This is a genomic window from Nonomuraea insulae, from assembly GCF_042656245.1.
In genome coordinates this window covers 43987-69602 of record NZ_JBHSPA010000004.1, presented here as the reverse complement: position 1 = coordinate 69602, position 25616 = coordinate 43987, and the positions used below count along the sequence as shown (strand labels likewise).

Below are 25616 nucleotides of genomic sequence, written 5' to 3'. Positions count from 1 at the left end.
CCCGCCCCCGGCGGTCGCTGGGGCTGCTGTGATCAAAGCGTTATGGGTACGGCCGCACTCGTTTGTTTCCAGCCTGGGGCTCCGGGCAGTCGGGGGTGCATGGCTACCCTACTGTGGATCATCGCCGTCATCCTCGTCATCGCCGGCATCTACGTGCTCCTGGCCCGCCGCGACATCCTGTGGGGCATCGTCCTCATCGTGGTGGGACTGCTGATCGGCCCGGGCGGTGTGAGCATCTTCAACGTCTGAGGCGCACCTCGACCGAGGGACGATCGCCCCCGCCGGCCGGCACTCAACCGTACCGGCACAACCCCCGGCCAGCCGCCGGACGACGGTGGGCGGGCAGGCACCGACCTGCGTGGTCCCTTACGGTTCAGGAGCGCGCCCCATGTCCCGTGACACCCCCTCCTCCCCTCCTGGCGGCCCCGGGCCAGGCCATGGCGAGCATGACGCGCCGCCCGAGGCCGGCCGGGACGCCCGCCAGGACAACCCTGGCCAGTGGGCCGAGGCGACACAGGCGGCGAAGGCGCTGCCCTTCGGCAAGCCAGGGCGACCGTTCGGCACCACACCCTTCGCCTTCGGATTCACCGCCGCACTCGGCGTCCTGACCGCCTGGCTGCTGGTCCAGGCGCTGACCGTGACCGCCTCGATGCTCCTCCTGATCGTCGTGTCGTTGTTCCTCGCGGTCGGCCTGGATCCCGCCGTGCGCTGGTCGCAACACCAGGGGCTGCCCCGCTGGGCGGCGATCTCGGACGGCAGGTGTTCGGCGGGCTGCTCGGCGTCGCCGGGATCGTGGTCAGCGCGGTCTTCTCCGCCCTGACCGTGCTCATCCTCACGCTGTACTTCCTGGCCGCGCTGCGCTCCATCACCCGCACCAGTTACCGCCTGGTCCCCAGGAGCCGCCGGGCCCGCGTGCAGTTGCTCGGCGACGAGATCCTCAACCGGGTCGGCGGCTACGTCGCCGGTAACCTGATCATCTCCCTCATCGCGGGCGTGACCACGTTCCTCTTCCTGTCGTCATCTACCAGCAGATCGAGAACTACCTGATCGCGCCGAAGGTGATGAAGTCCTCCGTCGACGTGCCCGCCGCCACCACCATCGTCGCCGCCCTCATCGGCGGCGCCCTGCTCGGCATCGTGGGCGCCCTGCTGTCCATCCCCGTCGCCGCCGCGATCCAGCTGATCGTCAGCGAGGTCGTCCTGCCTCGCCAGGAACACCATTGACCGCCTTCCGGTCCGGTTCCGCCGCGCTCACGGGGTGACCTTCATGGTGACGATGCTGGCGTCGTCCCTGCGGGTGCCGGCATCGCGCAGCAGCGTGGCGGCCACGACAGCGGGAGAGTGTGCCGTCAGCCCGGGGAAGGTGGCGATGTTCCACCGGTCGGTCAGCCCGTCGGAGTGCATGATGATCATGCTGTGCGGCGGAGCGGCGTACTCGTAGTCCCGCAGCGTGCGGATCTGATGGCCGGCGATGCCCGGCACGGAGATCATGCCTTGCCGTCCGTCGGCGCGGACGATCCAGCCCGCCACGTTGCCCAGCCCGGCGTAGCGGATCATCCCGCTGTCGCGATCGAGCCTGGCCACGGCCACGGCGCCGCCTCTGGTTCCGGAGAGGGCGCGATGGATGCGCTCCACGAGCGCGGCCGGTGGCAGGTCGGCGTGCTCCTGGAAGGTCCGCACCGCCTGGCGTGAGGCCTGCGCTGCCAGCTCGCCGTGGCCGAGCCCGTCGCACAACATCGCGACCGCCGTGCCGGGGCCGTCCACGCAGGCGAAGGCGTCGCCGCAGACGATCTCCTCCCCGATGGGGCGGGTCAGACCGCTCATCTGAAAGGCCGGCGGCGTCCCGGAGGTGAACCACATGGCGATCACGGTGCCGCGCCCGGGCAGCGTGTAGACCTCGTGCTTCGAGGCCATCCTGGCGATGCCGCCGAGCCCGACACCGAGCGTGCCCGCGGTGGAGTAGCCGTCGCGCAGGGCCCGGGCGAAGTCCGGCATGCCCGGCCCCTTGTCCACCGCGATGACCTCGACCACCGCAGGCGCCTCCGGGGCCGGCCTCGCGTGCGGCCGGATCAGGATCCTGCCCTCTACCGCGTGCTTGACCAGGTTGGAGGCCGCCTCACTGACCGCCAGCGCCACCCGGCCGCACTCGTGCACGCCGAAGCCCAACGACGCCGCCAGCGTCTCCGCGACGCGGCGGGCCGCCCCCACGGCGCTGGCGTCCTCGACCCGGATCCAGGTCTCGCCGGTGGAGCGGATCATCTGGCCCACTTGACCACCGTCACCCGGGTCCCCACTCCGGGCGCGGACTCCAGATCGAACTCGTCCACCAGGCGGCGCGAACCGCTCAGCCCCAGCCCGAGGCCGCCGCCCGTGCTCCACCCATCGGTCAGCGCCTGTTCCACGTCGCCGATGCCCGGGCCCTCGTCGATGAAGGCGAGCCGCAGTCCACGGCGATGGCCGTTGCTGACCGCCTCGATCCGCAACCGGCCGCCGCCGCCGTACACCAGGGTGTTGCGGGCCAGTTCGCTGGCGGCGGTCACCACCTTGGTCAGATCGACCAGGGACAGGCCGGTCTCTTGAGCATGGGCGCGCACGTGCCGGCGTACCGCGACCACGTCACTGTTGCCCGCGATGGGTACCTCGATGACTTCCATCACCAGGGCACCGCGACGTCGCGGTCTTGCAGCAGCGCGACGCCTTTCTCCAGATTGAGCGCGGTGCGTACGCCACCGAGGGACAGGCCGAGCTCGACCAGGGTGATCGCGACCGCGGGCCGCATGCCCACCACGATCGTCTCCGCGTCCAGTACCCGCGAGATCGACGCGATCGTGGACAACATGCGGCCGATGAAGGAGTCGACGATCTCCACGGCGGTGATATCGATGATCACGCCACGGACGCCGGTCTCGACGATCGTGTCGGCCAGATCCTCCTGCAGCGCCAGGACGCCCTGGTCCTGCAGGTCGACCTGAATGGAGACGATGAGGACGTCGCCGAGTTTGAGGATGGGCACACGCTCCATCAGGTCCGCTCCATGCCCACCACGACGCGCCTGCCCGCGGTGTGCGTGACCTGTGTGCCGCTGCGGCGCAACGCGTACGCCAGCGCCTCGGCCAGCGAGGCCTTGGTCACGATGTCACCGAACTCGATGCCCAGGGTGACGATGGTCTGAGCGGTCTGCGGGCTGATACCGGAGATCACGCACTCGGCTCCCATGAGCCGCGCGGCCACCACCGTCTTGAGCAGATGCTGCGCCACCTCGGTGTCCACCGCGGGCACCCCGGTGATATCGATCACCGCGTGTTCCGAGCCGGTGTCCACCAAAGACTGCAGCAGCTTCTCCATGACCACCTGCGTGCGGGCCGAGTCCAGCGTGCCCACCAGGGGCACCGCCAGAATGCCGTCCCACAGCTTCACCACCGGCGTGGACAACTCCAGGAGCTGCTCGGCCTGATTGATGATGATCTTCTCGCGGGCCGTCACGTAGCTCTCGAACGTGAACAGGCCCAGATCATCGATGAACTTGGAGAACCAGACGTAGCCCCGCAGGGTCGCCGAATCGTCCTCGGCCTCGATCGCCTCGTAAACGGCTTCCTTGACGCCGAACACCACGACAGCGGTTTCCGACGGGGTGAAGCCCTCCCGGGCCTGCGTACGCGACAGCTCCGCCAGCAGACCGCGCAGATCGCTGGTGTCGCCGTCCTGGGCAACGGAGCGCTGCAGCGCCTGGTAGATCTCGCGCAACCGGGTGGTCAGCATCCCGCGGTCGGTGTGGCCGCCCGCGGTCGCCACCGCGACGTCGATCCAGCGCTTGACGATCCGCTCCTCCTGCTTCCGCAAGAGCGCATCGATATGGAGCCGATCGGTCTCACCATGAACAGTCACAACGCACTCCCACAGACAGGGGATGATTTGGGGAGGATCGCCGCAAGGCTAGCGGTCTCCCCTCCCCACCACCACAAGCGCGCACCGACCCTGAGCCGATCCTGATCGGCCGGCAGACGCACGGCGTGGGAGGTGGGAGATGCTCGGCCGGTCGCGGATGAGCAGGTCGACGACCCGGGCCGGTGGCAGCCCGGCGGCGGTCGCGAGGCGGCGTATCGATGGGCCACTGGTACGGAAGGTGTGTGCTGGTCATCTGCGTGTGCCTTCGCCGTTGACAGCGCTCGGGTTGCCGGATACCCCCTACCCCCGGTACGGCCGACAGGCGCGCGACTTTTGGCGCACCACGTACCGGCCACCTTCAAGAGGCACGAGGCGATCAGGTCCGGCGATTGCCCGGCTCGGTGCCCCGGGTCCTGAGGCGGCGGGCGGCGTCCCTCGGCTGGAGGAGGTCAGGGGTACGGCGGGACGCGCAGGCAGAGCAGCGCGATGTCGTCGGCAGGGTCACCTTCGCAGTAGGTCATGACGGTGGCGCTGATGCGTTCGACGATGGCGGTGGCGTCCAGGTCGTGGCAGCCGGCGAGGAGGTCGCGCAGCCGCTGCTCGGAAGACCGCGCAGATGGCGGTCAGGCACCGCTGCGGGCCGGCCCGCTGGGCCAGCAGGGCGCTGTTGAGCTGGTTCAGCACCTGGGCTGGGGAGATGTGGCGGGGGGCGTCGGCGCGTACGGTGTAACGGGCCAGCGCGGTGATCTTGGCCGCTTCCACGCCGTGGCCCGAGACGTCGCCCAGCACCGCGCACCAGTGCACGGGCCCGGCGGCGAACAGGTCGTAGAAGTCGCCCAGCACCCTGGTGCCCTGGCCCGCGGGCAGGTAGCGGGCGGCGGCCTGCAGACCGGGAGGGATGACCAGCACGGGCGGCAGCAGACTGTCCTGCAAGGTGCGGGCCAGCTCCGCGGACTGCTCGGCGGCGTCTTCGAGGGCCTGCATCTGTTCACCTCACGCCAAGCACCCCAGTCTCTCCCAAGCGGGCGGTAATGGCGATGTCCCCGCTGGATCGCCGACCGGTCTCTTCGCGATGTCGCTGGTGTGCATGATCGGCGAAATATTGACCTGGCGGGCGAGGTTAATCCGCCGCCGATGGCGGTAGGGATGGAGGCGACTCCGCCTGGACATGGAATCCATCCGGTGCCCCCTCCGGGAGGAGCTGATCGCTGCGATGGACGGCCTTGATCCGCAGCTGGCCCTCACCCGCACCACCTATCCGCAGGCGCAGGTCATCCACGCGGCGGGCGTCCTGGACTATCTGCACGCGCCGCTGTTCCGCGTTCAGATCGACGCCGCCCTGCGCAACAACCCGCTCGACCTGATCCTGGAGTTGTCCGGCGTGCAATTGTGCGACTCCTCCGGCCTGTCCGAGCTGATCGACGCCCGCCGGCAGGCCGAGGCCGCGAAAGTCCGGCTGATGCTGGCCGCGGTGCCGGGCAACCTGACACGCCAGCTCACCATCACCGGGCTGGCCGCGGTGTTCGACAGCTACCCCACGCTGGACGACGCCCTGCAGCAGGACCGCCCGCCCACCCGCTCCTCCTGACCGCCCGTTCAAGGGCGAGGACACCCGGCGGGATGTCAGCCGCGTGCTCCTGATCGCCAATGGGCTGTCTTCCGGCAGCGCCGATGAGCCCGCGCCGGGGTCGGCGCGGGCTCATGGGTGGCCGGACGAGGTGTGTCAGGCGGTGTCGAGAGAGACGGCGATGTCGGTGATGGTCAGGGGGAACGGGGTGCTGACGGGGGTGGCGACGCCGGTGAGCAGGTCGACCGTGTTGAGCGTCGCGTCGCCGCTCGAGATGACGATGGTGGCGAAAGCCGAGTTCGAGACGGTCTTGCCGCCGCTCAGGTCGCTGTAGACGTCGAGGCCCGCGTTCGTGGCGACAGGCGTGCCGAGCGCGCCGGTCGGGGCCAGCAGGCCGTTGTTGGCCGGTGATTGCACGACGATCTGAGCGGTCGTGGTGTTGATGTCGAACAGCGTGGTCGCGGTGTCGCTGCTGAGGTCGTTGTTGGTGTAGGCGGCGGCGGTGACCCCCGAGGCCGGCGAGCCTGGGCCGTTGCTTAAGGAGACGTCCGCCACCGTCGTGCCGTCGTTGAGGTTGTGGCGCAGGTTCTGGCCGACGTCACTGATCACGCGCAGCCGGTCGGCGGCGGGATTGAAGTCGACGCCGAACGCCGTGCCCTTGAGCCCCACGCCGAGCTGCGAGACCTTCGCGACGATCACGTCCTGGTTGCCCGTCGGGAGCGAGATCGTGTAGATGCCGCCGTGGTTGCCGACGGCATAGAACTTGCCGTCCTGTACGCGGAAGTCGATCCCGATCACGTAGGTGTCGATGACCAGCCCGGTGATCCGCCTGACCCAGTTGAGCTCCTCGGGCTTGTCGGTCGTGAACGTGGCCATCAGCCTGCCGTCATCGGTGATCCCGTAGGCCCGCAGCGAGGCGGCCGTAGCCGAGGTGGAGCTGGCCGCCAGGCTGGTCCCGGCCGGCCCGACAGCGATCGCCGCGGCTGCCGCCAGCGTGATCAGCAGGGCGACCTTCCTCTTGATTCGTCCGCGCATGAGATTCTCCTCCATCGGGTTATGTCGGCAGGTCAGGCGGTCTTTTCACCTGGATTTACCGACGTGACTGTGAGCAGCAACAGCTTGTCTGAAGATGGAGGAAGTGTCTTCGTGACAAATGTGAAAGCGCCCGCCACGGGCAAGCCTCGATTTGTTATTCCCCGCAACCCTGGATTCTGGTTTTGAATGTGTGATCTGCTTGACACGGAGTGCTGTCGCAACGCGACAGAAAGGGACAACCTTAAAGGATTCAGAGCAGGTCGCCGATCTCAATTCGGGCACGTCACGGGCAGGGACGCGGGGCTCACGGAACGCTACAAATTCCGGCAAGAGCTCGCGACGGACCGGACGCCGGATGAGTCGCAGGCACGAAGCAGGGGCATTTCCGGATCGCTTGAATTATCGGCCGATGGGGGAGCCCTTTCTTCGGATTCCGCATGGCCTCGCGGCAGCTGTCTTTATCAAGGTGGCGGGATTACTGCCCGGCCCGCCTAGATGTCTTTCGACCACGTGTACCAGGGACCGCGCAGGTGGTCGTACGATTCTTCCCCGCCGACTTGAGGAGGTTCGCCGCCGGGACTCCAGGCGAATCCGGTGGATCCGATGAAGCCTGCGCCATCGACGGTGAAGAGCGCGCCACCAGGGAACCTCGTGGCCCCTTCGATCGGGAACAGTCCTATCCACTCGTCATCGCCCGGCAACGGCGCGCCTTGCGACACGGTCCGGGCGAAGGCGTCGAAGGCGGGGCGGGACAAGGCCAGGCGAGCCTCCAGGGGCGCACCCATGTACACCAGACCGCCGGCCAGCAGGACGATCAGAGGCGGCAACAGCCAGACGGGCCACTCGAGACGCAACTTTGCCAGAGGACTCGCTCTGAACAGGATGCGGGCGAGCGTGCCCAGCCAGATCAGCCCGAGGAACGTCCAGGCGAAGACGAGCCACGCCACCCAGGGGAGGTACCAGCCTGGAACGCTCGTCGCGTAGACGGTCAGCAGGGCCGCGACGGTTGTGAGCACGAGCGCGGCCAGCCGGTCGGGACGCCACGCGTCGGGGACGTTGTCCACGCGATGATCGTAGCCGCCTCATCGAAACGGAGCCGGCCGAGGAGCTTGAGCGCGATGCCCGATTCTCCGGTGGACAGCGCGCTGTCCACCGGTCTTTCAGGCTGACGTCATGCCTCAGCCGGCCTGCGGATGCAGCAGATCATGGATCTGCTCCAGCTGCGCCCGGTCCAGCGGCCCGTGCCGCAGCGCGCCGGCGTTCTGCTCGGCCTGGCCGACCGTCCTGATGCCGGGAATCGGCACCGTGCGCTCGCTGCGGGCCAGCAGCCAGCCGAGGGCGCCCTGGGCGAGGGTACGGCCGCCGGAGGTCAGGATGTCGCGGATCGCGTCCAGCATGGCGAGGAACTCGGGGGCGGGCCCGCCGTCCTTGAAGAAGGTCATCCACGCGGGAGAGTCGCCGCGTACGTCGTCCATCGGCAGCCGCGAGTCCGGGCCGTACTTGCCGGTGAGCAGCCCCATCGCCAGCGGCCCCCGGTTGACGGAGGCGAGATCGTGGGTGTCGCACACCGCCAGCACCGCCGGGGCGTCGTGCAGGACGCTGAGGTCGTGCTGCACGGCGGCGCAGTGCGGTCCCTTCGCGAACGCGGCCACCCGTTCCGGATCGTCGGTGCTCCAGCCGTAGGCCCGGATCAGGCCCTCGTCGACGAGTTCCTCCAGCGTGGCGATCAGCTCATCCACCCGCTCCAGCGGCACGTCCCCGAGGTGCAGCTGGTAGAGGTCGATGTGGTCGGTGCCCAGTCGCTCCAGCGAGGCCCGGCACGCCTGGCGGATGTATCCGGGCGAGACGTCCTGGCCGGTGAGGGTCCGCGTCGCGGCGTCGAAGGTGTTGCCGAACTTGGAGGCGATCACGACCTCGTCCCACCGCCCCGACAACGCCCTCCCGAGCACGCGCTCGCTGCGCCCCGTGCCGTACACGTCGGCCGTGTCGAAGAACGTGATCCCCAGGTCGAGCGCCCGATGCACGGCCGCCACCGACTCCTCGTCGTCCACTTCCCCCCATCCGGCCGGCTTGCCATGGGCCATGAAGGGTCCGCCGATCGCCCATGCCCCGAACCCGATCGCACTCACTCGCAGGCCGCTGCGTCCCAAGATCCGGAACGAGTCGTTCATCTCGTGCTCTCCCTGACTTCGCGGAAACGGTTCCGGGAGAGACGTTGCCACCTGGAGGGGACTCCAGGTCAAGTGCTCCCGACGGCGTCAGCGGGCGTGGTGTTCGATGAGGTCGCGTAGTTCCCGGTAGGTGGCTCTGTCGTCGTCGCCGCGGCGGGCCAGGGCGACGTAGCTGCGGGCCTCCGGGTCGGTGAGGGTGGCGAAGCCCACTCCCGGGCGTGGCGCCATCGTGAACGGCTGGGGCACCAGGCCGACGCCCTGGCCCGCGGCGACCAGGCTCATGAGCATGGGGGTGCTGCTGGCGAGGTGAGCGATCGTGGGGGAGAACCCGCCGGCCGCGCAGGCCTGCAGCGCGGCGGCGTGAACTCCGGCGCCCTGCTTGGTCGAGTAGCTCACGAACCGCTCGCCGGCCAGGTCGCGCAGCCCGATGGTGCGCCCGGCGAGCGGATGGTCCTCGGGGAGCGCCGCGACGAGCCGGTCGGCGTAGACGATGTCCAGGTGGAGGCCGTCCTGGTCGACCGGGGGGCGCAGCAGGGCCACCTCGATGGTGCGCCGGCGAAGCTGCCGTACCGACTCATAGGAGTGCATCTCGTGCAGCTCCAGGTCGATCTTGGGGAAGCGGGCGCGGAAGCGGGGGAGCACGAGGGGGAGCAGCCCGTAGGCGGCCGGTTCGAGGTAGCCGAAGCGGATCACGCCGCGTTCCCCGCTGACCGTCTCGCTGACGCTACGGCGGGCGCTTCGCCGTCGGGGTGTCATGCTCCCGCGCCGCCGACGCCGCGGCGCTCGCCGTACACGCGGCGGGAGCCGGTGCGACGTCGGTGATGTCGTCGCCGCCGCCGATGGCCAGGCCCACGGACGCGGAGCTCGTGGCGTACTACGAGGAGGTCGCCGCGGCCACCGGCCTGCCGATGTGGCTCTACAACTTCCCGCAGGACAATGCGCACAACATCCGGGTGGACCTGATCGCCCGCCTCGCCGACATCCCCAACGTGGTCGCCATCAAGCAGAGCACGCCCGACACCAGGGAGCTGCTCGCCACGATCGAGGCGGTCGGCGACCGGCTGATCGTCTTCGGCCACCTGCTGAGCAGGCTCGGCCTGGCCCTGATCACCTCCGGTTACGGCGGTGACGGGCACTTCGGCAGCGGGCTCCTGCTCGGCCGCCAGATGCCGGAGTTCTTCGAGCGGGCCTGGGCCGGTGACACCGAGGGAGCGGGGGAGATCGCCGACCGCTTCGAACGGCTCATGGCCAGCCTGCTCGGCGCCCGGGTGGACGGCTACAACTGGGCCTTCGGCGGCATGCAGCCCACGCTGAAGGCCGCGATGAACCTGCTCGGCCAGCCGGGCGGATATCCACGCAGGCCCAAGCTGCCGGTCGACGACCCGCGTGACCTCGCCGCCATCCGCGCCATCCTCCAAGAGGCCGGGCTCACCTGTGTCTGACCCGCGTCCCGCGGATCCGCCTCTCCCCGGGACGCTGCGCGACTATGAGCGGGCCGCGATGGCGCTGCTCGGCGATGACGTCGCGGGCTATCTCGCGGGAGGCGCGGCCGACGAGCACTCCACCCGGTGGAACGCCGATCGATTCGCCGGGATCAGGCTCGCGCCTCGGGTCCTCACCGATGTACGCGACCTGGACACCTCGGCCGACCTGCTCGGCACGCGCCTGGAGCACCCGATACTGCTCGCGCCGACCGGCGCGCACCGGCTGTTCCACCCCGGCGGCGAGCATGCCACCGCCGCCGGCGCGGCGGGCACGGTCTACGTGGTCAGCAGCTACAGCACCACCGCCTTCGCCGACCTCGCCGCGCAGGCGGCGGGCCCGCTGTGGTTCCAGCTCAACCCGGTGCCCGACGCCGATTTCGTCCGCGAAACCGTGCGCGGCGCCGTCACCGCGGGGGCGCGCGCGATCGTCGTCACCCTCGACACCCCGGTCGCCGGCACCCGCGACCGCCAGTCCTGGAACGGCCTCGACCTGCCGGGGGGCATGAGCTACCCCATGCTCGGCGGGTACGGCGGGTTGCGACCCGACCCGGCGGCCCGTTCCATCTACCGCCCCGCCCTGGACGCCGGATTCACCGCGCATGACCTCGCCCGCATCGTGGCCGAGGCCGGGGCGCCGGTCGTCGCCAAGGGAGTGTTGCGCGCCGACGACGCGGCGACGCTGGTGGATCTCGGAGTGGCCGGGATCATAGTCTCCAACCACGGCGGACGTAACCTCGACACGGTCCCCGCCACGATCGACGCCCTGCCAGGAGTGGTGCGCGCGGTCGGCGGCAGGGTCCCGGTGCTGCTCGACGGCGGGATCAGGCGAGGCACCGACGTGCTGAAGGCGATCGCGCTCGGCGCCCGCGCCGTGCTCGTCGGGCGGCCGGCGCTGTGGGGCCTGACCGCCGGCGGCGCCGACGGTGTCCGGCACGTGATCGACGTGCTCCGTACGGAGCTGGAAATGGCCATGGCGCTGTGCGGGGTCACCTCGCTCGGCGCGGCGGGATCAGACATCCTCTGGGAGGAATAGAACGATGTGGGCACTGCGCCAGCCGGGCCCGGGCGTGTTCGAGCGGATCGAGGTCCCCGTGCCTGACCGCCTGGCCGACGGTGAGGTCCTGCTCAGGCTGCGTGCGGGGGCCATCTGCGGCAGCGACGTGCCGAAGTTCCTCGGCGTGCACGACCCGGACAACCCCTACACCGGCATGGTCGGCGTGCCGCTGCACGAGGCGGTCGGCGACGTGATCGAGTCCCGCGCCGAGGGTCTCCCCGTCGGCGCCCGGGTGGTCGGCATCGTGGAGAACTCCCGCGGCCTGTCCGAGTACTTCGTCACCCCTGCCCGGATGCTCCACCGGCTGGACAGCGATCTGTCCGACGTGCACGCCACCGTGGTACAGCCGCTGTCCACGGTGCTCAGCACGCTTGACCGGGTGCCTGACGTCCAGGGGAAGCGGGTGGCGGTGCTCGGCCTCGGGCCGCTGGGGCTGCTGTTCGCGCACGTGCTGAAGAGCATGGGGGCGGCCACGGTCGTCGGGGTGGACCGGGTGGACCGGTCCGGCGTGGCGGAGGCGTTCGGCATCGACGAACTCTTCGTCGGGGACACCCGCGCCTGGTCGGCACAGGCGGGGAGGCCCGAGATCTGCGTCGAGGCCATCGGGCACCGCCAGGACGTGGTGGCGGACGCGATCGAGGCGCTCGCGCCGCACGGCCACCTGTTCGTCTTCGGGCTGCCCGAGGACCACTACGTGATTCCCATGCGGACGTTCTTCCGCAAGCACCTGACCATGCAGGGCGGGACGACGCTCGACTGGGCCCGCTTCCTGGCCGAGGCGGAGCGGTATCTTCTGGACCATCCCGGCCTGCCCGGGGCGTACATCACCGACGTGTTCCCCGTCGAGCGCGCCGAGGAGGCGTACCGGCGCTACGCCTTCCCCGCCGAGGGGCGGCTCAAGGTGGCGATCACGGCCGGCTGACCTGCTCGGCTCCCGGTACGGCGGCGTGCCGCGCTGGTCCGTGAAAGCAACACGGCGCTTCGGGCAAGAAGAGGCGACCATCATTCACGTGACCCAGCGGAGACGCCCGCATGGCAGTTCCACCTGACCTGGCCGAACCACCCGATCTACGGGTGGACTTCGAGCAGATCTTCAATGAGCACTTCAGCGAGATCCACCGCTACATCGTCAGGCGGTTGTCCGACGACGTCGCCGACGACCTGGCCGCCGAGGTGTTCCTGGCGGCCTATCGGGGCGGCTACGACGCCTCGCGCGGCGGAGTGCGCCCGTGGTTGTACGGCATCGCCACCAACCTCATCTCGCGGCATCGCCGTACCGAGATCCGCAGATGGAAGGCGCTGAGCCGGACGGCCGAGCGCGCCGAGCACAGTCCCGAGGACGCCGCTCTGGCCCGCGTGGCCGCGGGGCGGTTGACCGGCAGGCTCGCGGGGGCGCTGGCCGGGCTCAACCGCGGGGACCGCGACGTCGTGCTGCTGAGCGTCCTGGGCGACCTCAGCCACGCCGAGGTGGCCGCCGCCCTGGGCATCCCGGCGGGGACGGTCGCCTCCCGCCTCAACCGGGCCCGCAAGCAGCTGCGCAAGGCACTCGGCGACGTCAACCCTCTGGAGGAGAGCCATGGATGAGCTGAGCCTGCTGGCGAAAGCACTGCCTGACGCTCCGCCACCCTCGGCGGAAGTGGTCGAGAAGGCCCGCGCCCGGTTGTCCGCCGCCCGGCGCGAACCGGTACGGCGACGCGGAGCGAATCGGCGTGGCCTCGTCTGGGGATGGACGCTGGGAGCGGCCGCGGCCACGGTCGTCGTCGTCATGGCCGTCGTCACGCTGGTGTCGAACGTGACCACTGTTCCCGAACCGGTGCTCGTGCCGCCCGCCGGCGGCAACGATGACCTGCTCCGGCTGGCGGACCAGGTCGCGAAGCTGCCGGACGAGGGCGGCGACTACTGGCGCAGGCCGTTGCTCAACAACGGGCTGTTGAGGGTCCGGGCGGGCGGCGAGACGTTCAACGTCCTGTACTCCTCGCGGATCGACCTCTGGCAGCCGGGCGATCCCCGCGACCCCGTTCATGTGGAGCAGTGGCAGCAGTACGTCCGCCCCGCCACCAAGGCCGACGAGCGTGCGTGGCGGGCCGCGGGTTCTCCGGCCACGGTCCGGCGAGTGTGCACGCCGGGCACCCGTGCGGGCGACTGCGCGAAGGTCCGGCTGCACTCCAAGCCCTCACAGTGCGTGTACACGCGCGCGGCCGAGCCGGGAGGCGTGCTCGGTGATTCACGGCTGGGTGAACTCACACTGGCCGACCTCGCGGCGCTGCCCGTCGACGCCGGACAACTCCGGGAGAAACTCCGTACCTACTGGAAGAACGATCAGGACGGCCACTCCACGTTCGAGGAGTTCCTCTCCTCATCCTCCGCCCTTCTGGAGCTCCCGGTCAGCCCCGCGGTCAGGGCGGCCGCCCTGCGTCTCCTCGCCGGACTGCCGACGACCAAGGTGCTCGGCCCGATCACCGATCCTCTGGGACGTGCGGGAATCGAGGTCACCTTCGTGAAGAGCGAGGGTTTCTCCGCCGAGTTCGGCGCCGACGACGAGGTGGCGGAGCGGTTCGCCACCATCCTCGACCCGCGGACCGGCACCGTCCTGACGGACAACGCCGAGATCGCGGCCGAGAGCACGGAGGGGCTCGCCAAGGGGACGTTCATGAGCTACCAGGCATGGGCGCCTGAGGCCGGCTGGACCGGCGAACGCCCCGAGCGGCCGACCGGCTGCCGCCTCAGCGACCGTCCACTGCCGTGACGAGCCGCTCCGGATAAGCGCGTTCTGATGTCTCAGCGCACGAGGCGGAAGAACGAGCGGATCTCGTCGACGAACAGCTCCGGCTGCTCCAGCGCGGCGAAGTGGCCCCCCTGGGCGACCTCCTTCCAGTAGCGGATGTCGGTGTAGCGCTTGGCCGCCCAGCGGCGCGACGGGCGGGGGATCTCCTTCGGGAAGATGGAGCAGCCGGTGGGTACCGTGACCGTGTCCGTGGTCACCTGGTTGAACCACTCCGAGACCTGCTTGAAGCTCTCCCAGTACAGGCGGGCTGAGGACGTGGCGGTGCCGGTGAGCCAGTAGAGCGTGACGGTGTCGAGGATCTCGTCACGGGTCAGCGCGTTCTCCGGCTCGCCGTCACAGTCGGTCCAGGCACGGAACTTCTCCACGATCCACCCGCACAGGCCGGCCGGCGAGTCGAGGAGGGCGTACCCGAGCGTCTGGGGCCGGGTGGACTGCTGCGCCGAATAGCCCGATTCCCATTCCTGGGCGTTGCGCAGCGCGTCGAGCGTGGCCTGCTCGGCTCGGGTGAGGTCGTCGAACGTCGCGGGATCGGGGGCCGCGATGGGCGGGGTGAGGTGGATGCCGGCGAGATGGTCGAGATCCTGCTGGCCGAGGCTCGTGCTGATGCTCGTGCCCCAGTCGCTGCCCTGCGCGCCGTAGCGGTCGTAGCCGAGCCTGGCCATCAGCTCCGCCCACGCGCGGGCGACGCGCTGCACGTTCCAGCCGGGCCGGGCCGGCTTGTCGCTGAAGTTGTATCCCGGGATGGAGGGGAGGACCACGTGGAAGGCGTCGGAGGCGTCGCCGCCGTACGCGGTGGGGTCGGTCAGCGGGCCGACGACCTTCAGATATTCGGCCATCGAACCGGGCCAGCCGTTCGTGATCACCAGGGGCAGCGCCTGGGGGTGCGGCGAACGGACGTGCGCGAAGTGGACGCCGATCCCGTCGATCTCGGTACGGAACTGCGGCAACGCGTTCAACCGCGCCTCCGTGGCCCGCCAGTCGTACCTCTCTCCCCAGTAGCGGCACAGCTCCCGCAGGTAGGCGAGGGGCACGCCCTGCGACCAGTCGGTCACTGTCTCGGCCTCGGGCCAGCGTGTGCGTTCGAGCCGCTCGCGGAGGTCGCGCAGCGCGTCGTCGGAAATATCAATCTTGAACGGGGTTATGTCGGACATATCAGCTTTCCTTCGTTTGTCGTGTCGTGATGGGATGCGGCCTGAAGGGTGCGGCGGCTCGCTCGAACCGGGTCAGGAGATCACCGGTGAACGGCACGCCCGCGATGGCGCTCAGCGCGCCCGCCCAGCCCGCGGCGAAGTAGTCCCAGCCGTCGGCCGTCGGGGCGCCGCGGGCGGCCGCCTGCCGCAGGAAGGTCAGAGGGCCCCGGTAGTTGAGGTCCCACGCCAGGGTCCCGGCGGTCAACGGGGCCCGGTCGGTGACCGGGCTTCCCGGGCCGGTCTTCCCCAGGCCGGTGGCGTTGATGACGACGGCGGGCGAGGGCAGGCCGGCGATCAGCGCGTCACACGCCTCCGCGTCGCGCACATGAACGAACGACAGGCCACCGGAGTCGTGGCCGCATCAGGAGCAGTGCCTGCTGCGGAGCGAGACGTACCGGCCCTGACTTCGGCCGCTGCGGCGAGACCGCGGCGTCGTCGGAGTCGAACACGGCGGGGGCGGGCAGGTCCACGGCCGGTACGGGCGTGTCGCGCAGGTTGGCCACCGCCCACAGCCCGCCCCGGCGATAGGCGGTCACGCCCGCGCCCAGATCGACCTTCGTCACCTCGTCCGTGGCGGCCAGCAGGTCGGCGAGGGCTCGCCGCGTCATCATGAGCCCGCGCAGGGCGTTGAGGTGGGAGGCGGGGTCGGCCTCCTGCGCCGCCACGGTGTCGGCCGCGCTCCGCCCGCCCTCCGGCAGCCATGGCCGCCCCGTGGTGAAGCCGAGGCCGGGGCCGGGCCGCCACGGCATCGGGGTGCGGGCGACGTCCCTGCTCTGGTCGGGCTGGGCCGCGCCGAGCGGATCGGCGCCGTGGCCGGGGGGCACGTGTCCGTCGCCCAAGCCCAGCTCCTCGCCCTGGTAGAACCACATCGTGCCGGGCAGCAGCGCCATCAGGACGTGCAGCGCCAGCGACCTGCGCCGCCCCGTCTCACCGCCGCCGTAGCGGGTCGCCGCCCTGCGTCTGTCGTGGTTGCCCTGCACCCACGACAGACGCGGTGAGGCCGCCACCGCCGCGGCGAGCATGGTGTCGATCTGCTCGGGATCCCAGTTGGTCTCCACCAGTCCGAACCAGAACGACGAGTGCAGCCGCTCACCGTCGACGAAGCGGGCGAGCGCCGCGGGGTCGAGCTCGTAGACCTCGCCGACGAGGAACGCGTCATGACGGTCGGCGACGCGCCGCCACCTCTCATGGATGGTGTGCACGTCCGGCTGGTGGATGTCGTAGCGGTGGTCCTGACGACGCCAGTCCATCGTCACCCCGGCCATCGGGGCCAGCAGGTCGGCGGGGAGCAGCGGGTTGTCCCGCAGGTCGGCGTCCTTGACCAGGTAGGCGGCGGTGTCGATGCGGAACCCGTCGAGGCCGCGCGCCAGCCAGTGCTCGATGACCTCGTCGATCTGCTGGACGAGCACGGGGTTGCGCCAGTTGAGATCGGGCTGCTCCGGCCGGAACAGGTGCAGGTAGTACTGGCCGGTGGCCGCACTGAACGTCCACGCCGGCCCGCCGAAGTGGGACAGCCAGTTGTTGGGCGGGCCTCCGTCGGGAGCGGGGTCGCGCCAGATGTAGAAGTCACGGTACGGATCGATGGCCGAAGAGGCGGCGGCACGGAACCACGGATGGTCGTCGCTGGTGTGGTTGACGACCAGATCACCGATCACCCGCAACCCCCTGCGGTGGGCTTCGGCCAGCAGCCCGGCGAGGGCCGCCTCGCCGCCGAACAACGGATCCACCGCGCTGTAGTCGGCGATGTCATACCCGTGGTCGCGCATGGGGGAACGGAAGAACGGCGTGAGCCAGAGCACATCGACGCCGAGGCTCGTCAAGTGGTCCAGATGCTCGCCCACGCCCGCCAGATCACCCCAGCCGTCTCCGGTGCTGTCGCCGAAGGACGGCAGATACACCTGGTAACCGACGGCGTCCCGCCACCACGGCGTGGTCCGCGCGCGGCGCAGCAGGTGGGCCAGGTGCCCGAGGTCGTTCAGGCGCAGGTCACCGGACAGGCCGCGGAGCGCCGCGGTCGTCATGCCGGCCGCCGTGCCCGCGGCTAGCCCCGGCTCGGAGTCCTCGACGACGAGGCAGGCGGCCGGGTCCACTCCTAATGCGGCCGCGGCCCGCAGGTATCCCTCGGGGTCGGGCTTGCCGTGCCGTACGTCGTCGATCGTGACGAGCATCGGCGGTTCGACACCGGCAGCGGCCAGCCGCGCCTTGGCCAGCCGTGTGCCGGCGCTCGTCACGACCGCCCAGGGCAATCCGAGCCGGTCCAGGGCGGTGAGCAGGTCGGCCGCGCCGGGTGAGGCGACGACGTCGGACAGATCGTCGCACTGCAGTGCGGTCAGCCGCCGCACCGCCAGGGCGACCGCGTCGTCGTCGAGCAGCGGGAAGAACCGCCTCACCGTACGTTCGGACGGGTTGCCGTGAGCCACCGCGAGCACCGCCTCCGCGGCCACGCCGTTCTCACCTGCCCAGGTTGACCAGGCACGTTCGACGGACGCGTCGGAATCCACCAGGGTTCCGTCCATGTCCAGAAGTACAGCCTCTAGCTTTCCGAGATCCGATCGCCTGCTCACGCGGCCCCTTTCGTATAAACTCGTCCATCGAGCATAAAGGAGACAGAGGTGCGGATGGCAAGTCCTTCCCGGGTCGGAGACGCCCGCTGGCGCGGCGCGCTGGCCGTTCTCGAGGAGATGCGCCGCGAGCCGGGCGTGACCAGAGCGGTCGTGGCACAACGGCTCCGGCTGAGCAGCGGCTCGGCCACCGAGATCACGGCGCGGCTGAGGGACCTGGCGCTCCTCACCGAGACGCCGGCCGCGACGTCCGGGCGGGGCCGCCCGACCACCGTTCTCGGCCCGCATCCCGACGGGCCGATCGTGATCGCGGTGGACCTGCGGCAGGAGGACTGGCGGTGCGCGGTCGCGGCGCTGGACGGTAGGCCGAAGATCGTCGAGGCGGGCGCGCATGCCAGCCGCGACCCCGATCACGTGATCGGCGTGATCGCCGAGGCGGTGCGCCGGCTCCACGAGCGCCACGGCAAACGCGTCAGGGCCGTGGGCGTGGCCGTCGCCGCCACCGTACGGCACGGCAGGGTCGTGCAGTCCTCCACCCTGGGATGGGACGCGGTCGACCTCGCCGCGCTCGCCACCGAGGCGGGCCTGCCCTTGCTGATCGGCAACGACGCCATGCTGGCCGGGATCGCCGAGGCCCGCAACGGGGCGGCCGCCGGCGCCGCGACGGCCCTGCACCTCACGATCGAGGTGGGTGTCGGCGGCACCCTGGTGGTCGACGGGCAACCGGTAGGCGGCGCGACGGGCGCGGGCGGCGAGTTCGGCCACCTCCCGCTCGGCGAGCCGGGAGTGCGCTGCCCGTGCGGGGCCACGGGCTGCTGGGACCTCGCCGTCGACGGCAGGGCCATCGCCCGCCGTCGCGGTGACCCGCCGCCCGGCGACCCCCGCACGTACGCGCTGACGGCCATCGCGCGGGCGTCGCAGGAGGCGAGCGTCGCGACCGCGGTCGAGCACGCGGCCACCAGCTTCGCCAGTGGACTGGCCGGACTCATCAACGCCCTCGACCCCGACGTCGTCACGCTCGGCGGCCTCGCCCAGCCGCTCCGAGAGGCCGCCGCACCCCAGTTCGAGGCCGCGCTGACCGGCGGGCTCATGCGCTTTCGCCGGTCGGATCCGCCGCGGGTGCTGGCGGCGGAGCTCGGCGAGGACGGCGCGCTGCACGGCGCGGTGCTCACCGCGCTGGACCAGGTCCTGACCGAGGCGGGGATGAACGCGTGGACAGCCGACCGTGCGTTCTGACGAATCCAGAGATGCCGTTCACTCCCAGCGATGACTGCTCCTTGGTGTGGATCGCAACAGGCGAGCGCCGACTTTAAGGGACTCTGGTACCTTATATTGGTGATGGAGAACGACATACCCCCTTCGATGACGCATCCGCCCACGGCCGAGGTGGCGCGGGCGCACCTCGTACTCCAGGATCTGATCGCCGATCTTGACGACGCGCACGTCCGTGAGCCGTCCGCCCTTCCGGGATGGTTGCGCGGGCATGTGCTGGCCCATCTGACCGACAACGCCCGGATGTTCGCCCGCCTGGCCGAGCACGCGCTGCGCGGCGAACTCGTGCCGACGTACGACGGCGGTGCGGACGAGCGCGACGCGATCATCGAAGCCGCCGCCGGTCGCGGCGCCGGCGAACATCGGGCGGCGCTGGCCGGGCAGATCATCCACCTGGAATCCGTGTGGGCGAAGATGAGCGAAACGGACTGGGGCCGCCCCGTGAGCTTCCGCGACGCCGACCTCACCGCGACCGTCTTCGCGCGCTGGCGGGAGGTCTGGATTCACCTGGCCGACCTCGGCCTCGGCGTCGGCCCGGAGGTGTGGCCGCTGGGGCTCGCCGCCCACGCCGTCGACTTCCTGTCCTCCCGCCTGCCCGCGGGAGCGTCGCTGCACGCCGTGGACGTCGGACGGCAGTGGCCCCACGGCGACGGGACCGAAGTGGTGATCACCGGCCGCCTGCGCGACCTCGCGGCGTGGCTGGCGGGGCGCGCCCCCGCCACATCGCCGACGGCCCCCGGCGGGCTGCCCGAACTCGGCCCGTGGCCGCCGCATCCGCCCGCGCCACGCGGATAGCCGGCAGGCGTCGCCTTGTCCGGCTACCGGTGCTCGTCGTGCGACGGGCGGTCGGCGGCAATGCCCGGGCTAGGCCACGTGAAGCGCCGGGCTTGGGGGAGTCACCCGTGATTCCGTGTGCTCACGGGCGCACCATGGGCAGGAAGACGTCGTCGACTATCTCCACGATCGTTTTGTCGGGGATGTCCACCGCCCCGCCCGCGATCTGGTACTCGTGGCGCAGCAGAATGAGCGGGACGCCCGCCATCCGAGGTGTCAGCGCCGACGCCCGGGCCTCGCCACGGGAGATGGCCCTGGCCAGAATGGCCATCATGGCGCTGGGCTCGTTGGCGAGGGCCTTGCGCAGTTCGTCGGTCGTCTCGGGCCGCTGGTGGATCTCCGTCATCGCGCCGCGCAGCATCTCCCCGTTCACCGGCGAGTTCATGCGCCCGACCACCTCTCGCAGCAGCGCGAGCACGTCGGAGCGCAGGTCGCCCGTGTCGGGCGGGTCGGCCGGCGGCCCCACGAACCGGCGGTACGCCGCCAGGGCGAGCGCGGCACGGGTCGGCCAGCGGCGATAGATGGCGTTCTTGTTGGTGCCGGCGCGCTGCGCGACCTGGGCCATCGTCAGAAGCGCGTATCCGCGCTCGGCCACCTCGTCGATCGCCGCCCGCAGGATCGCGTCTTCCAACTGCGCTCCACGCCGCCTGGAACGCTTGCCTGTCGCCTCTTGCTCCAATCCGTGCGCCCTCCCTGATCTGCGGTCCGCCTCGCACCCTCTCGGGCGGGCGGGCCTGGCCTGCTGTCACGCCGCAGCGTAGCGGGCTCGCTGGAACTTTCCAGTGCTCGGCGGGGGCCATCGTCGCTTGTTGCCACCAAGATGATCGTGTTATATGGTACTCAAGTCTCCTAATAAGGTACTTGAGTACCTAAATGGTGAGGCGGCAGCTGGTCTCGACATATGCGTCGAATGGGCCGCTCGTGATCATGTCTGTGTGACGAGAACAAGATCGGAAGCGGCTGCTGCCCTCATCGCAGGTGACGTTGGCGCGAACGACCCGGTCTCGGGGCTTCCATCACCAGTGCCCCTCCCGCGGCTGGCTACGGTCTTCGGTGGCGACCAGGACATCGAGCAGCAGTTCCTGCAGCTCGACCCGGGTCGCCGCATGAGCCGGGTCGTCCCACAGGTTGTCCAGCTCCGCCGGGTCGCCCTCCAGGTCGTACAACTCGCCGGAGCGGGCCCGAGTCGTGGACGGCGCGCCATGGTAGACGACGATCTTCCAGCGGTCGTGCCTGAGCATCGTGGTGTGCACGGGCTCCTCGTACGGGTGACCGCTGTTGCGGTATTCGCACAGCGCCCAGCCCCTGACCGGCGCGTCCCGCTCGCCGCGGGCCAGCGGCAGGAGGCTCAGCCCCTGCCCGTGGGGGAGCGGCGGTGCGCCCGCGGCCGCGAGGAACGTCGTCGCCAGGTCGATCCACTGGACCAGCTCGACCCGCCGCTCACCGGCGGGCAACCCGGCCGGCCAGCGCATGACGAGCGGCACCCGGACGGCGCACTCGTACATCATCGGGCCCTTCAGCATGAGCTGGTGATCACCGAGCATCTCGCCGTGGTCGCTGGTGAAGACGACCAGCGTGTCCTCGGCCAGGCCCGCCTCGTCGAGAGCGGCGAGAATCCGGCCGACCTCGTCGTCGACGAAACTCACCATCGCGTAGTAGCTGACCCTGACATCGTGGAGCTCGGACTCGGTGTACTCCGTGTAGCCGCGGGCGTGGCCGGCGTAGGAGCGGTGCGAGGCCTCGGTCTGCACGGGCGGCTTGCCGGCGAGCTCCTGGTCCCGGGTGACCGGAGGCCGCAGAGCCTTGCCGCGGTAACGGTCGAGGTACTCCTCCGGCGCGCCGAACCCGTGGTGCGGGTCGAAGAAGTTGGCCACGAAGAAGAACGGCTTGTCGGCGTCGCGCGAGTGCCGCAGGTAGTCGATGGTCTCGTTGCCGATCCACCGGCTGTAGTGGAAATCCGTCGGAAGCGAGTCGAAGCCGATCCCGGAACCGGGCTTGGCGGCGGCCTCGTACAGGTCCGGCCGTACCGCCCGCAACCACCGGTGGTAGGCGTTCTCCGACGATCCGAGGTAAGGGTCGTGCGCCCACCGGAACACGCGGAAGCCGTCGTCCAGCCGCGGTTCGAGACGGCCGCCGAAGCACGCCCCGCCGACGTGGAACTTCCCGGCCAGGCCGCAGTCGTAGCCGTGGTCGGCCAGGGTGCGCGAGAACAACTGCTCGTGCGCGGGCAGCCCGACGCCGTTCGCCCAGGCGCCGTGCGCGTGAACGTAACGGCCGGACATCAGGCTGGCTCGGGAGGGGCCGCAGACCGGCGCCTGCACGTAGCAGTTGTCGAACAGCACGCCCTGCTCCGCCAGCCGGTCGAGGTTGGGCGTGTCGATCTCGTCGTTGCCGTAGGCGCCCATCGCGTTGAAGCGTTGCTGGTCGGTGCAGATGAGCAGGATGTTCGGTTGGTTCATTTCTCTCATTCGAGGTTGGGCGCGTCAGGACTTCACGGCCCCGGCGACGCCTTCGACGAAGTAGCGCTGGAGCACGAGGAAGACGATGAGCAGAGGGACCAGGGAGATGGTGCCCGCGGCGGCGAGGCCGGACCAGTCGGTGGAGTTGGTGCCGCGGAAGGCGAGCATGCCCACCGAGAGCGTGCGCAGGTCCGGGCGGCTGAAGGTGAACACCAGCGGCAGGAGGAAGTTGTTCCAGGCCGCCAGGAAGGTCATGACGCCCACCGTCGCGGTGACCGGTCCCGCCAGCGGCAGCATGATGCGGAGGAACGTGCGCAGGAAGCCCGCCCCGTCCATGATCGCCGCTTCTTCGAGCTCACGCGGGATGCGGCTGAAATAGCCGGCGTAGAGCAGGACGGCGGCGACGTGGCCGCCGCCCGCGAGGGCGAGGATGATGCCGGTACGCGAGTTCAGCAGCCCCATGAGGTCACTGAGTTCGACCACCGGGATGATGGTGAGCCCGTGCGGCGCGAACAGCGTCGCGACCAGCACGGCGACCACCGCGCGCTTGCCGATGAAGTTCCGGCGGGCGATGACGTAGCCGGCCAGGGCGCAGCGCAGGATGACCAGCACCACCGTGCCCAGGGTGACGACCACGCTGTTCACGGTGTACAACCCGAAGTCGGCGTCGCGCCAGGCACGCACGTAGTTCTCGAAGTGCCACGACTCGGGGATCAGATCGAGCCCTCCGGAGAAGACCCCCAGCGAATCCTTCAGGGAAGCCGAGACGATCCACAACAACGGATAGATCCACACCAGGCAGATGACGGTGAGCACGATCACCTGCGTCCAGATCCCGAGACGGCGGCGACGGGCGGCGGCCCTCATGAGCTGCTCCTGGCGCGGTTGGCGTAACGGATGCCGATGGCCTGGATCCCGGCGAAAACGAGCGTGAAGAGCCCGAACAGCACGCCGAGCGCCGCGCCGTATCCGAGCCTGGGCGTGGTGTTGGCGAAGGCCTGCTGGTAGATGTAGACCTCCGTGGTGAGGGTGGAGAAGAACGGGCCGCCGTTGGTCATCGTCAGGACCAGGTCGAAGATCTGCAGCGTCTCGATGGCCGTGAGGAGGGCGATGATGATCAGGAAGGGCCTGAGCATCGGAATCGTCACGTAGCGCAGCGACGCCCAGTCGCCCGCGCCGTCCGTCTTGGCGGCCTCGTAGACCGTGACCGGGATGGTCTGGAGCGCGGCGAGCCAGTAGACGAGGGTGATGCCGAACCACTTCCACATGTGGACGCCCATCACCGTCCACAGGGAGGATCCGGGGTCCCCCAGGAAGTCGGCCGGCTGGTCGACGATCCCGAGGTCGAGCAGCAACTGGTTCACCGGGCCGCCGGCGGGGTCGAAGATGAACCCCATGACCACACCGATGATCGCCGTCGTCGTCACCACGGGAACGAACAGCGCGGTCCTGAACAGCTTGGCGAGCGGCAACCTCGGGTTGTTCAGGACGAGCGCGACCAGCAGGCTCAGCCCCACCCGCAGAGGCACGGTCACCACGATCATCGCCAGCGTGATCCCGAGCGACTTCCAGAAAAGCGGGTCACCGAACGCCTCAAGATAGTTGGCCAGGCCGATGAACGGCCGCTCGCTGCCCAGCCCCTTCCAGTCGAGCAACGAGTAGTACAGGCTGGAGATGATCGGCCAGATCGTGTACGCGCCGAACAACACCAGGGTGGGCAGCAGGAAGATGTACGCCCACCGCTCCGACCAGATCCTGGCGGCGGCCCCTCGGCGGCGGGCCGGGACAGGCGGGCCCTCTCGCGTCACGCTGCTCATCACTACTGGTACATCTCCGCCGTGTAGTCCTCGCCCGGTTTCCAGTTCGGGAACTTCCAGTCGTCCAGGCTCACCTTCACGCCCTTCGCCGACACGACCCGCGTGGCGCGCTCCCGCTCGGCGGAGAGCTTTCCGGTGTATTCGCGCAACGTCTTCCCGACGTCGGTGATCTCACCGCTGAGGACGCCCTGGGTGATCTCACCGAGCGTGGGCCTCGGCTGCTTCATCTCGCTCACCACCTGCGTGATGGCGGAGTTGCGGGAGACGGGGCTGGGCGCGAGCCGTACGGTCTCGCCGAACAGCTCGACCGCGCGCTTGTACGTCGGGTGCACGTCCGCCGTCGACACGGCCTCCAGATCGAGGGGCACCTGGTCCATGTACGCGGCGATCGCCTTGTAGAACTCAGGGCCGGTGCACCGGGCGAGCAACTCGGAGGCCGCCTCCACGTGCTTGGACTGGCTGGACACGAACAGCTGGCCCGGGGCGGCAGCACCGTAGAGGACCGGCTTGCCGGCCGGTGACGGAACGGGAGCGACCCCGACCTTGTCGATGAACTGCTTGAACTGCCCGTTGATGACGCCGATGTTCCACGACCCGTCGAAGAACATGCCCGCCACCCCGGTCGCCCACCTGGCCCGGGCGGTCCTGGCGTCCAGCGAGGTCGAGGAGGGGAACACGACCTTGTCTCGGACCAGGGACAGCAGGAACTCCAATGTGTGGACGAACGGGTCGCTCGCGTAGGCGTATTCGCCGGTCCGCGGGTCGACCAGACCCATCTCGTTCGCCCCGGGAACCATGGCGAGCGGGGCGCCGGCGGCCATCGCCAGCTCGATCACGTGGCTCTGCAGCCGCTCCAGGAACTGCAGGCCCTCGATCCAGCCGTACGCCCGCCCGCCGCCGTCCTTGGTGATCCGCGCGGCGAGAGCGCGGAACTCGTCCCAGGTCGTCGGGCCGGTGTCCGGATCGCCACCGGCCTTCTCGACCAGTTCGCGGTTGAACCAGTTGAGCGTGGCGTACTGCCGGGCGCTGAAGATGGGGAAGGTGTAGAGCCGGCCGTCGAAGACGTGCTGCCCCTCGAGCAGGCTGTCGGCGGGGAGCTTCGCGCGGATCGCGTCCTGTCCCGCCAGCGGCGAGAACCAGCCGCCCGCGACCAGAGCCGCCTCGGACAGCCCAAGGCCGGCGATCGTGTGCACATCGGCGATCTGCTTGCTCTTGAACGCGAGCTGCAGCGCCTGGCCCATCTCGTTCGGGTTGTACACCTCGTGCTCCACCCGGATGCCCGGGTTGGCCTTGTGGTAGTCGGCGAAGATCCGCTCGTACAGCGGCTGCAGCGGCTGGAAGTGATCCCACCAGCGGATCACCTCGCCGCCGGCCGCTGTGGCGGCCTCCTGCTCCGAGGTGCGGGAGCACCCGGCGACGCCGAGGGCGCCCGCGAGGGCGGCACCGGACAGCCCGAGGAATTGCCGACGGCCGAACGTCGTCATGGAGATCCTCTCCTTCCCG

The 25616-nt window shown here is 70.0% G+C and carries 30 protein-coding genes; 12 read left to right on the top strand and 18 right to left on the bottom strand.

Annotated elements, in window-relative coordinates; genetic code table 11:
* The first annotated feature begins 99 nt into the window (after nt 1-99).
* The 4 genes from ACFPZ3_RS01770 (at nt 100) to ACFPZ3_RS01755 (ending at nt 1223) form a co-directional block, all read left to right on the top strand.
* On the top strand, nt 100-249 hold the full coding sequence (locus tag ACFPZ3_RS01770; protein WP_379512122.1) for a GPGG-motif small membrane protein: 150 nt from the start codon (nt 100-102) through the stop codon (nt 247-249).
* A 139-nt stretch (nt 250-388) separates the two neighbouring features.
* The gene (locus tag ACFPZ3_RS01765; RefSeq protein WP_379512121.1) at nt 389-820 is read left to right on the top strand and encodes an AI-2E family transporter; all 432 of its coding nucleotides are present in this window, start codon (nt 389-391) and stop codon (nt 818-820) included.
* Nucleotides 760-1047: an AI-2E family transporter gene (locus tag ACFPZ3_RS01760; RefSeq protein ID WP_379512120.1), complete on the top strand. Its 288-nt coding sequence runs from the start codon at nt 760-762 to the stop codon at nt 1045-1047. The genes ACFPZ3_RS01765 and ACFPZ3_RS01760 overlap by 61 nt, the downstream gene beginning before the upstream one ends.
* A gap of 14 nt (nt 1048-1061) precedes the next feature.
* Complete coding sequence (locus ACFPZ3_RS01755) at nt 1062-1223, top strand: hypothetical protein (protein WP_379512119.1); 162 nt, start codon at nt 1062-1064, stop codon at nt 1221-1223.
* 27 nt (nt 1224-1250) lie between these two features.
* Here ACFPZ3_RS01755 and ACFPZ3_RS01750 read toward each other — a convergent pair whose 3' ends face one another.
* The 6 genes from ACFPZ3_RS01750 to ACFPZ3_RS01725 all read right to left on the bottom strand — a co-directional run bounded on the left by ACFPZ3_RS01750 (nt 1251) and on the right by ACFPZ3_RS01725 (nt 4868).
* Nucleotides 1251-2258, bottom strand: coding sequence for a SpoIIE family protein phosphatase (locus tag ACFPZ3_RS01750; protein WP_379512142.1), 1008 nt, complete (start codon nt 2256-2258; stop codon nt 1251-1253).
* Nucleotides 2255-2653 carry an anti-sigma regulatory factor gene (locus tag ACFPZ3_RS01745; protein WP_379512118.1) on the bottom strand — a complete coding sequence of 133 codons (399 nt, stop codon included), beginning with the start codon at nt 2651-2653 and terminating at the stop codon, nt 2255-2257. The genes ACFPZ3_RS01750 and ACFPZ3_RS01745 overlap by 4 nt, the downstream gene beginning before the upstream one ends.
* The gene (locus ACFPZ3_RS01740; protein ID WP_379512117.1) at nt 2653-3021 is read right to left on the bottom strand and encodes an STAS domain-containing protein; all 369 of its coding nucleotides are present in this window, start codon (nt 3019-3021) and stop codon (nt 2653-2655) included. The genes ACFPZ3_RS01745 and ACFPZ3_RS01740 overlap by 1 nt, the downstream gene beginning before the upstream one ends.
* The gene (locus ACFPZ3_RS01735; RefSeq protein WP_379512116.1) at nt 3021-3839 is read right to left on the bottom strand and encodes an STAS domain-containing protein; all 819 of its coding nucleotides are present in this window, start codon (nt 3837-3839) and stop codon (nt 3021-3023) included. The genes ACFPZ3_RS01740 and ACFPZ3_RS01735 overlap by 1 nt, the downstream gene beginning before the upstream one ends.
* Before the next feature lie 494 nt (nt 3840-4333).
* Complete coding sequence (locus tag ACFPZ3_RS01730) at nt 4334-4432, bottom strand: hypothetical protein (protein ID WP_379512141.1); 99 nt, start codon at nt 4430-4432, stop codon at nt 4334-4336.
* Nucleotides 4386-4868, bottom strand: a complete 483-nt coding sequence (locus tag ACFPZ3_RS01725; RefSeq protein WP_379512115.1) for a PP2C family protein-serine/threonine phosphatase — start codon at nt 4866-4868, stop codon at nt 4386-4388. The genes ACFPZ3_RS01730 and ACFPZ3_RS01725 overlap by 47 nt, the downstream gene beginning before the upstream one ends.
* A 229-nt stretch (nt 4869-5097) precedes the next feature.
* Here ACFPZ3_RS01725 and ACFPZ3_RS01720 point away from each other — a divergent pair, with 229 nt between their 5' ends.
* On the top strand, nt 5098-5472 hold the full coding sequence (locus ACFPZ3_RS01720) for an STAS domain-containing protein (RefSeq protein ID WP_379512114.1): 375 nt from the start codon (nt 5098-5100) through the stop codon (nt 5470-5472).
* 135 nt (nt 5473-5607) lie between these two features.
* On the opposite strand, the gene ACFPZ3_RS01715 is transcribed toward ACFPZ3_RS01720, so the two are convergent.
* The 4 genes from ACFPZ3_RS01715 to ACFPZ3_RS01700 form a co-directional block, all read right to left on the bottom strand.
* Entirely contained in the window at nt 5608-6486 is an 879-nt protein-coding gene (locus ACFPZ3_RS01715; protein WP_379512113.1) for a DUF4394 domain-containing protein, read from the bottom strand.
* A gap of 491 nt (nt 6487-6977) precedes the next feature.
* The gene (locus ACFPZ3_RS01710; RefSeq protein ID WP_379512112.1) at nt 6978-7550 is read right to left on the bottom strand and encodes a hypothetical protein; all 573 of its coding nucleotides are present in this window, start codon (nt 7548-7550) and stop codon (nt 6978-6980) included.
* A gap of 114 nt (nt 7551-7664) precedes the next feature.
* Nucleotides 7665-8657 (bottom strand): aldo/keto reductase, encoded by a 993-nt coding sequence (locus ACFPZ3_RS01705; protein WP_379512111.1) that lies wholly within the window; start codon nt 8655-8657, stop codon nt 7665-7667.
* Nucleotides 8658-8744: 87 nt separating this feature from the next.
* The gene (locus tag ACFPZ3_RS01700; protein ID WP_379512110.1) at nt 8745-9413 is read right to left on the bottom strand and encodes a LysR family substrate-binding domain-containing protein; all 669 of its coding nucleotides are present in this window, start codon (nt 9411-9413) and stop codon (nt 8745-8747) included.
* On the opposite strand from ACFPZ3_RS01700, the gene ACFPZ3_RS01695 reads away from it, so the two are divergent.
* The 5 genes from ACFPZ3_RS01695 (at nt 9407) to ACFPZ3_RS01675 (ending at nt 13941) form a co-directional block, all read left to right on the top strand.
* Nucleotides 9407-10099 carry a dihydrodipicolinate synthase family protein gene (locus tag ACFPZ3_RS01695; RefSeq protein WP_379512109.1) on the top strand — a complete coding sequence of 231 codons (693 nt, stop codon included), beginning with the start codon at nt 9407-9409 and terminating at the stop codon, nt 10097-10099. The two genes, ACFPZ3_RS01700 and ACFPZ3_RS01695, sit on opposite strands and share 7 nt — an antisense overlap.
* A complete protein-coding gene (locus ACFPZ3_RS01690; protein ID WP_379512108.1) occupies nt 10092-11174 on the top strand; it encodes an alpha-hydroxy acid oxidase in 1083 nt (360 codons plus the stop codon). Before ACFPZ3_RS01695 ends, ACFPZ3_RS01690 begins: the two co-directional genes overlap by 8 nt.
* Nucleotides 11175-11178: 4 nt before the next feature.
* Nucleotides 11179-12117, top strand: coding sequence for a zinc-binding dehydrogenase (locus tag ACFPZ3_RS01685; protein ID WP_379512107.1), 939 nt, complete (start codon nt 11179-11181; stop codon nt 12115-12117).
* Nucleotides 12118-12227: 110 nt separating this feature from the next.
* On the top strand, nt 12228-12779 hold the full coding sequence (locus ACFPZ3_RS01680) for an RNA polymerase sigma factor (protein ID WP_379512106.1): 552 nt from the start codon (nt 12228-12230) through the stop codon (nt 12777-12779).
* Nucleotides 12772-13941: a CU044_5270 family protein gene (locus ACFPZ3_RS01675; protein ID WP_379512105.1), complete on the top strand. Its 1170-nt coding sequence runs from the start codon at nt 12772-12774 to the stop codon at nt 13939-13941. Before ACFPZ3_RS01680 ends, ACFPZ3_RS01675 begins: the two co-directional genes overlap by 8 nt.
* Before the next feature lie 32 nt (nt 13942-13973).
* Here the strand turns inward: ACFPZ3_RS01675 and ACFPZ3_RS01670 are convergent, their stop codons facing one another.
* From ACFPZ3_RS01670 to ACFPZ3_RS01660, 3 genes are read right to left on the bottom strand one after another with little or no spacing between them, the layout of a single operon-like run.
* Complete coding sequence (locus tag ACFPZ3_RS01670) at nt 13974-15131, bottom strand: epoxide hydrolase family protein (RefSeq protein WP_379512104.1); 1158 nt, start codon at nt 15129-15131, stop codon at nt 13974-13976.
* 1 nt (nt 15132) lies between these two features.
* Nucleotides 15133-15495 carry a hypothetical protein gene (locus tag ACFPZ3_RS01665; protein ID WP_379512103.1) on the bottom strand — a complete coding sequence of 121 codons (363 nt, stop codon included), beginning with the start codon at nt 15493-15495 and terminating at the stop codon, nt 15133-15135.
* The gene (locus ACFPZ3_RS01660) at nt 15473-17734 is read right to left on the bottom strand and encodes an HAD-IA family hydrolase (RefSeq protein ID WP_379512102.1); all 2262 of its coding nucleotides are present in this window, start codon (nt 17732-17734) and stop codon (nt 15473-15475) included. Before ACFPZ3_RS01660 ends, ACFPZ3_RS01665 begins: the two co-directional genes overlap by 23 nt.
* A gap of 54 nt (nt 17735-17788) precedes the next feature.
* Between ACFPZ3_RS01660 and ACFPZ3_RS01655 the strand changes: the two genes are divergently transcribed.
* Both ACFPZ3_RS01655 and ACFPZ3_RS01650 read left to right on the top strand, forming a co-directional pair.
* Nucleotides 17789-18967, top strand: coding sequence for an ROK family transcriptional regulator (locus ACFPZ3_RS01655; RefSeq protein ID WP_379512101.1), 1179 nt, complete (start codon nt 17789-17791; stop codon nt 18965-18967).
* Between the two features lie 126 nt (nt 18968-19093).
* Nucleotides 19094-19798: a maleylpyruvate isomerase family mycothiol-dependent enzyme gene (locus ACFPZ3_RS01650; protein WP_379512100.1), complete on the top strand. Its 705-nt coding sequence runs from the start codon at nt 19094-19096 to the stop codon at nt 19796-19798.
* Between the two features lie 121 nt (nt 19799-19919).
* Here ACFPZ3_RS01650 and ACFPZ3_RS01645 read toward each other — a convergent pair whose 3' ends face one another.
* From ACFPZ3_RS01645 to ACFPZ3_RS01625, 5 genes are all read right to left on the bottom strand, one after another.
* Entirely contained in the window at nt 19920-20468 is a 549-nt protein-coding gene (locus ACFPZ3_RS01645) for a TetR/AcrR family transcriptional regulator (protein WP_379512099.1), read from the bottom strand.
* A 385-nt stretch (nt 20469-20853) separates the two neighbouring features.
* Nucleotides 20854-22296, bottom strand: a complete 1443-nt coding sequence (locus ACFPZ3_RS01640) for a sulfatase family protein (RefSeq protein ID WP_379512098.1) — start codon at nt 22294-22296, stop codon at nt 20854-20856.
* A gap of 24 nt (nt 22297-22320) precedes the next feature.
* Nucleotides 22321-23163 carry a carbohydrate ABC transporter permease gene (locus tag ACFPZ3_RS01635; protein ID WP_379512097.1) on the bottom strand — a complete coding sequence of 281 codons (843 nt, stop codon included), beginning with the start codon at nt 23161-23163 and terminating at the stop codon, nt 22321-22323.
* On the bottom strand, nt 23160-24113 hold the full coding sequence (locus tag ACFPZ3_RS01630) for a carbohydrate ABC transporter permease (RefSeq protein WP_379512096.1): 954 nt from the start codon (nt 24111-24113) through the stop codon (nt 23160-23162). The genes ACFPZ3_RS01635 and ACFPZ3_RS01630 overlap by 4 nt, the downstream gene beginning before the upstream one ends.
* A 2-nt stretch (nt 24114-24115) precedes the next feature.
* Nucleotides 24116-25597: an ABC transporter substrate-binding protein gene (locus ACFPZ3_RS01625; RefSeq protein WP_379512095.1), complete on the bottom strand. Its 1482-nt coding sequence runs from the start codon at nt 25595-25597 to the stop codon at nt 24116-24118.
* Between the last annotated feature and the right edge of the window lie 19 nt (nt 25598-25616).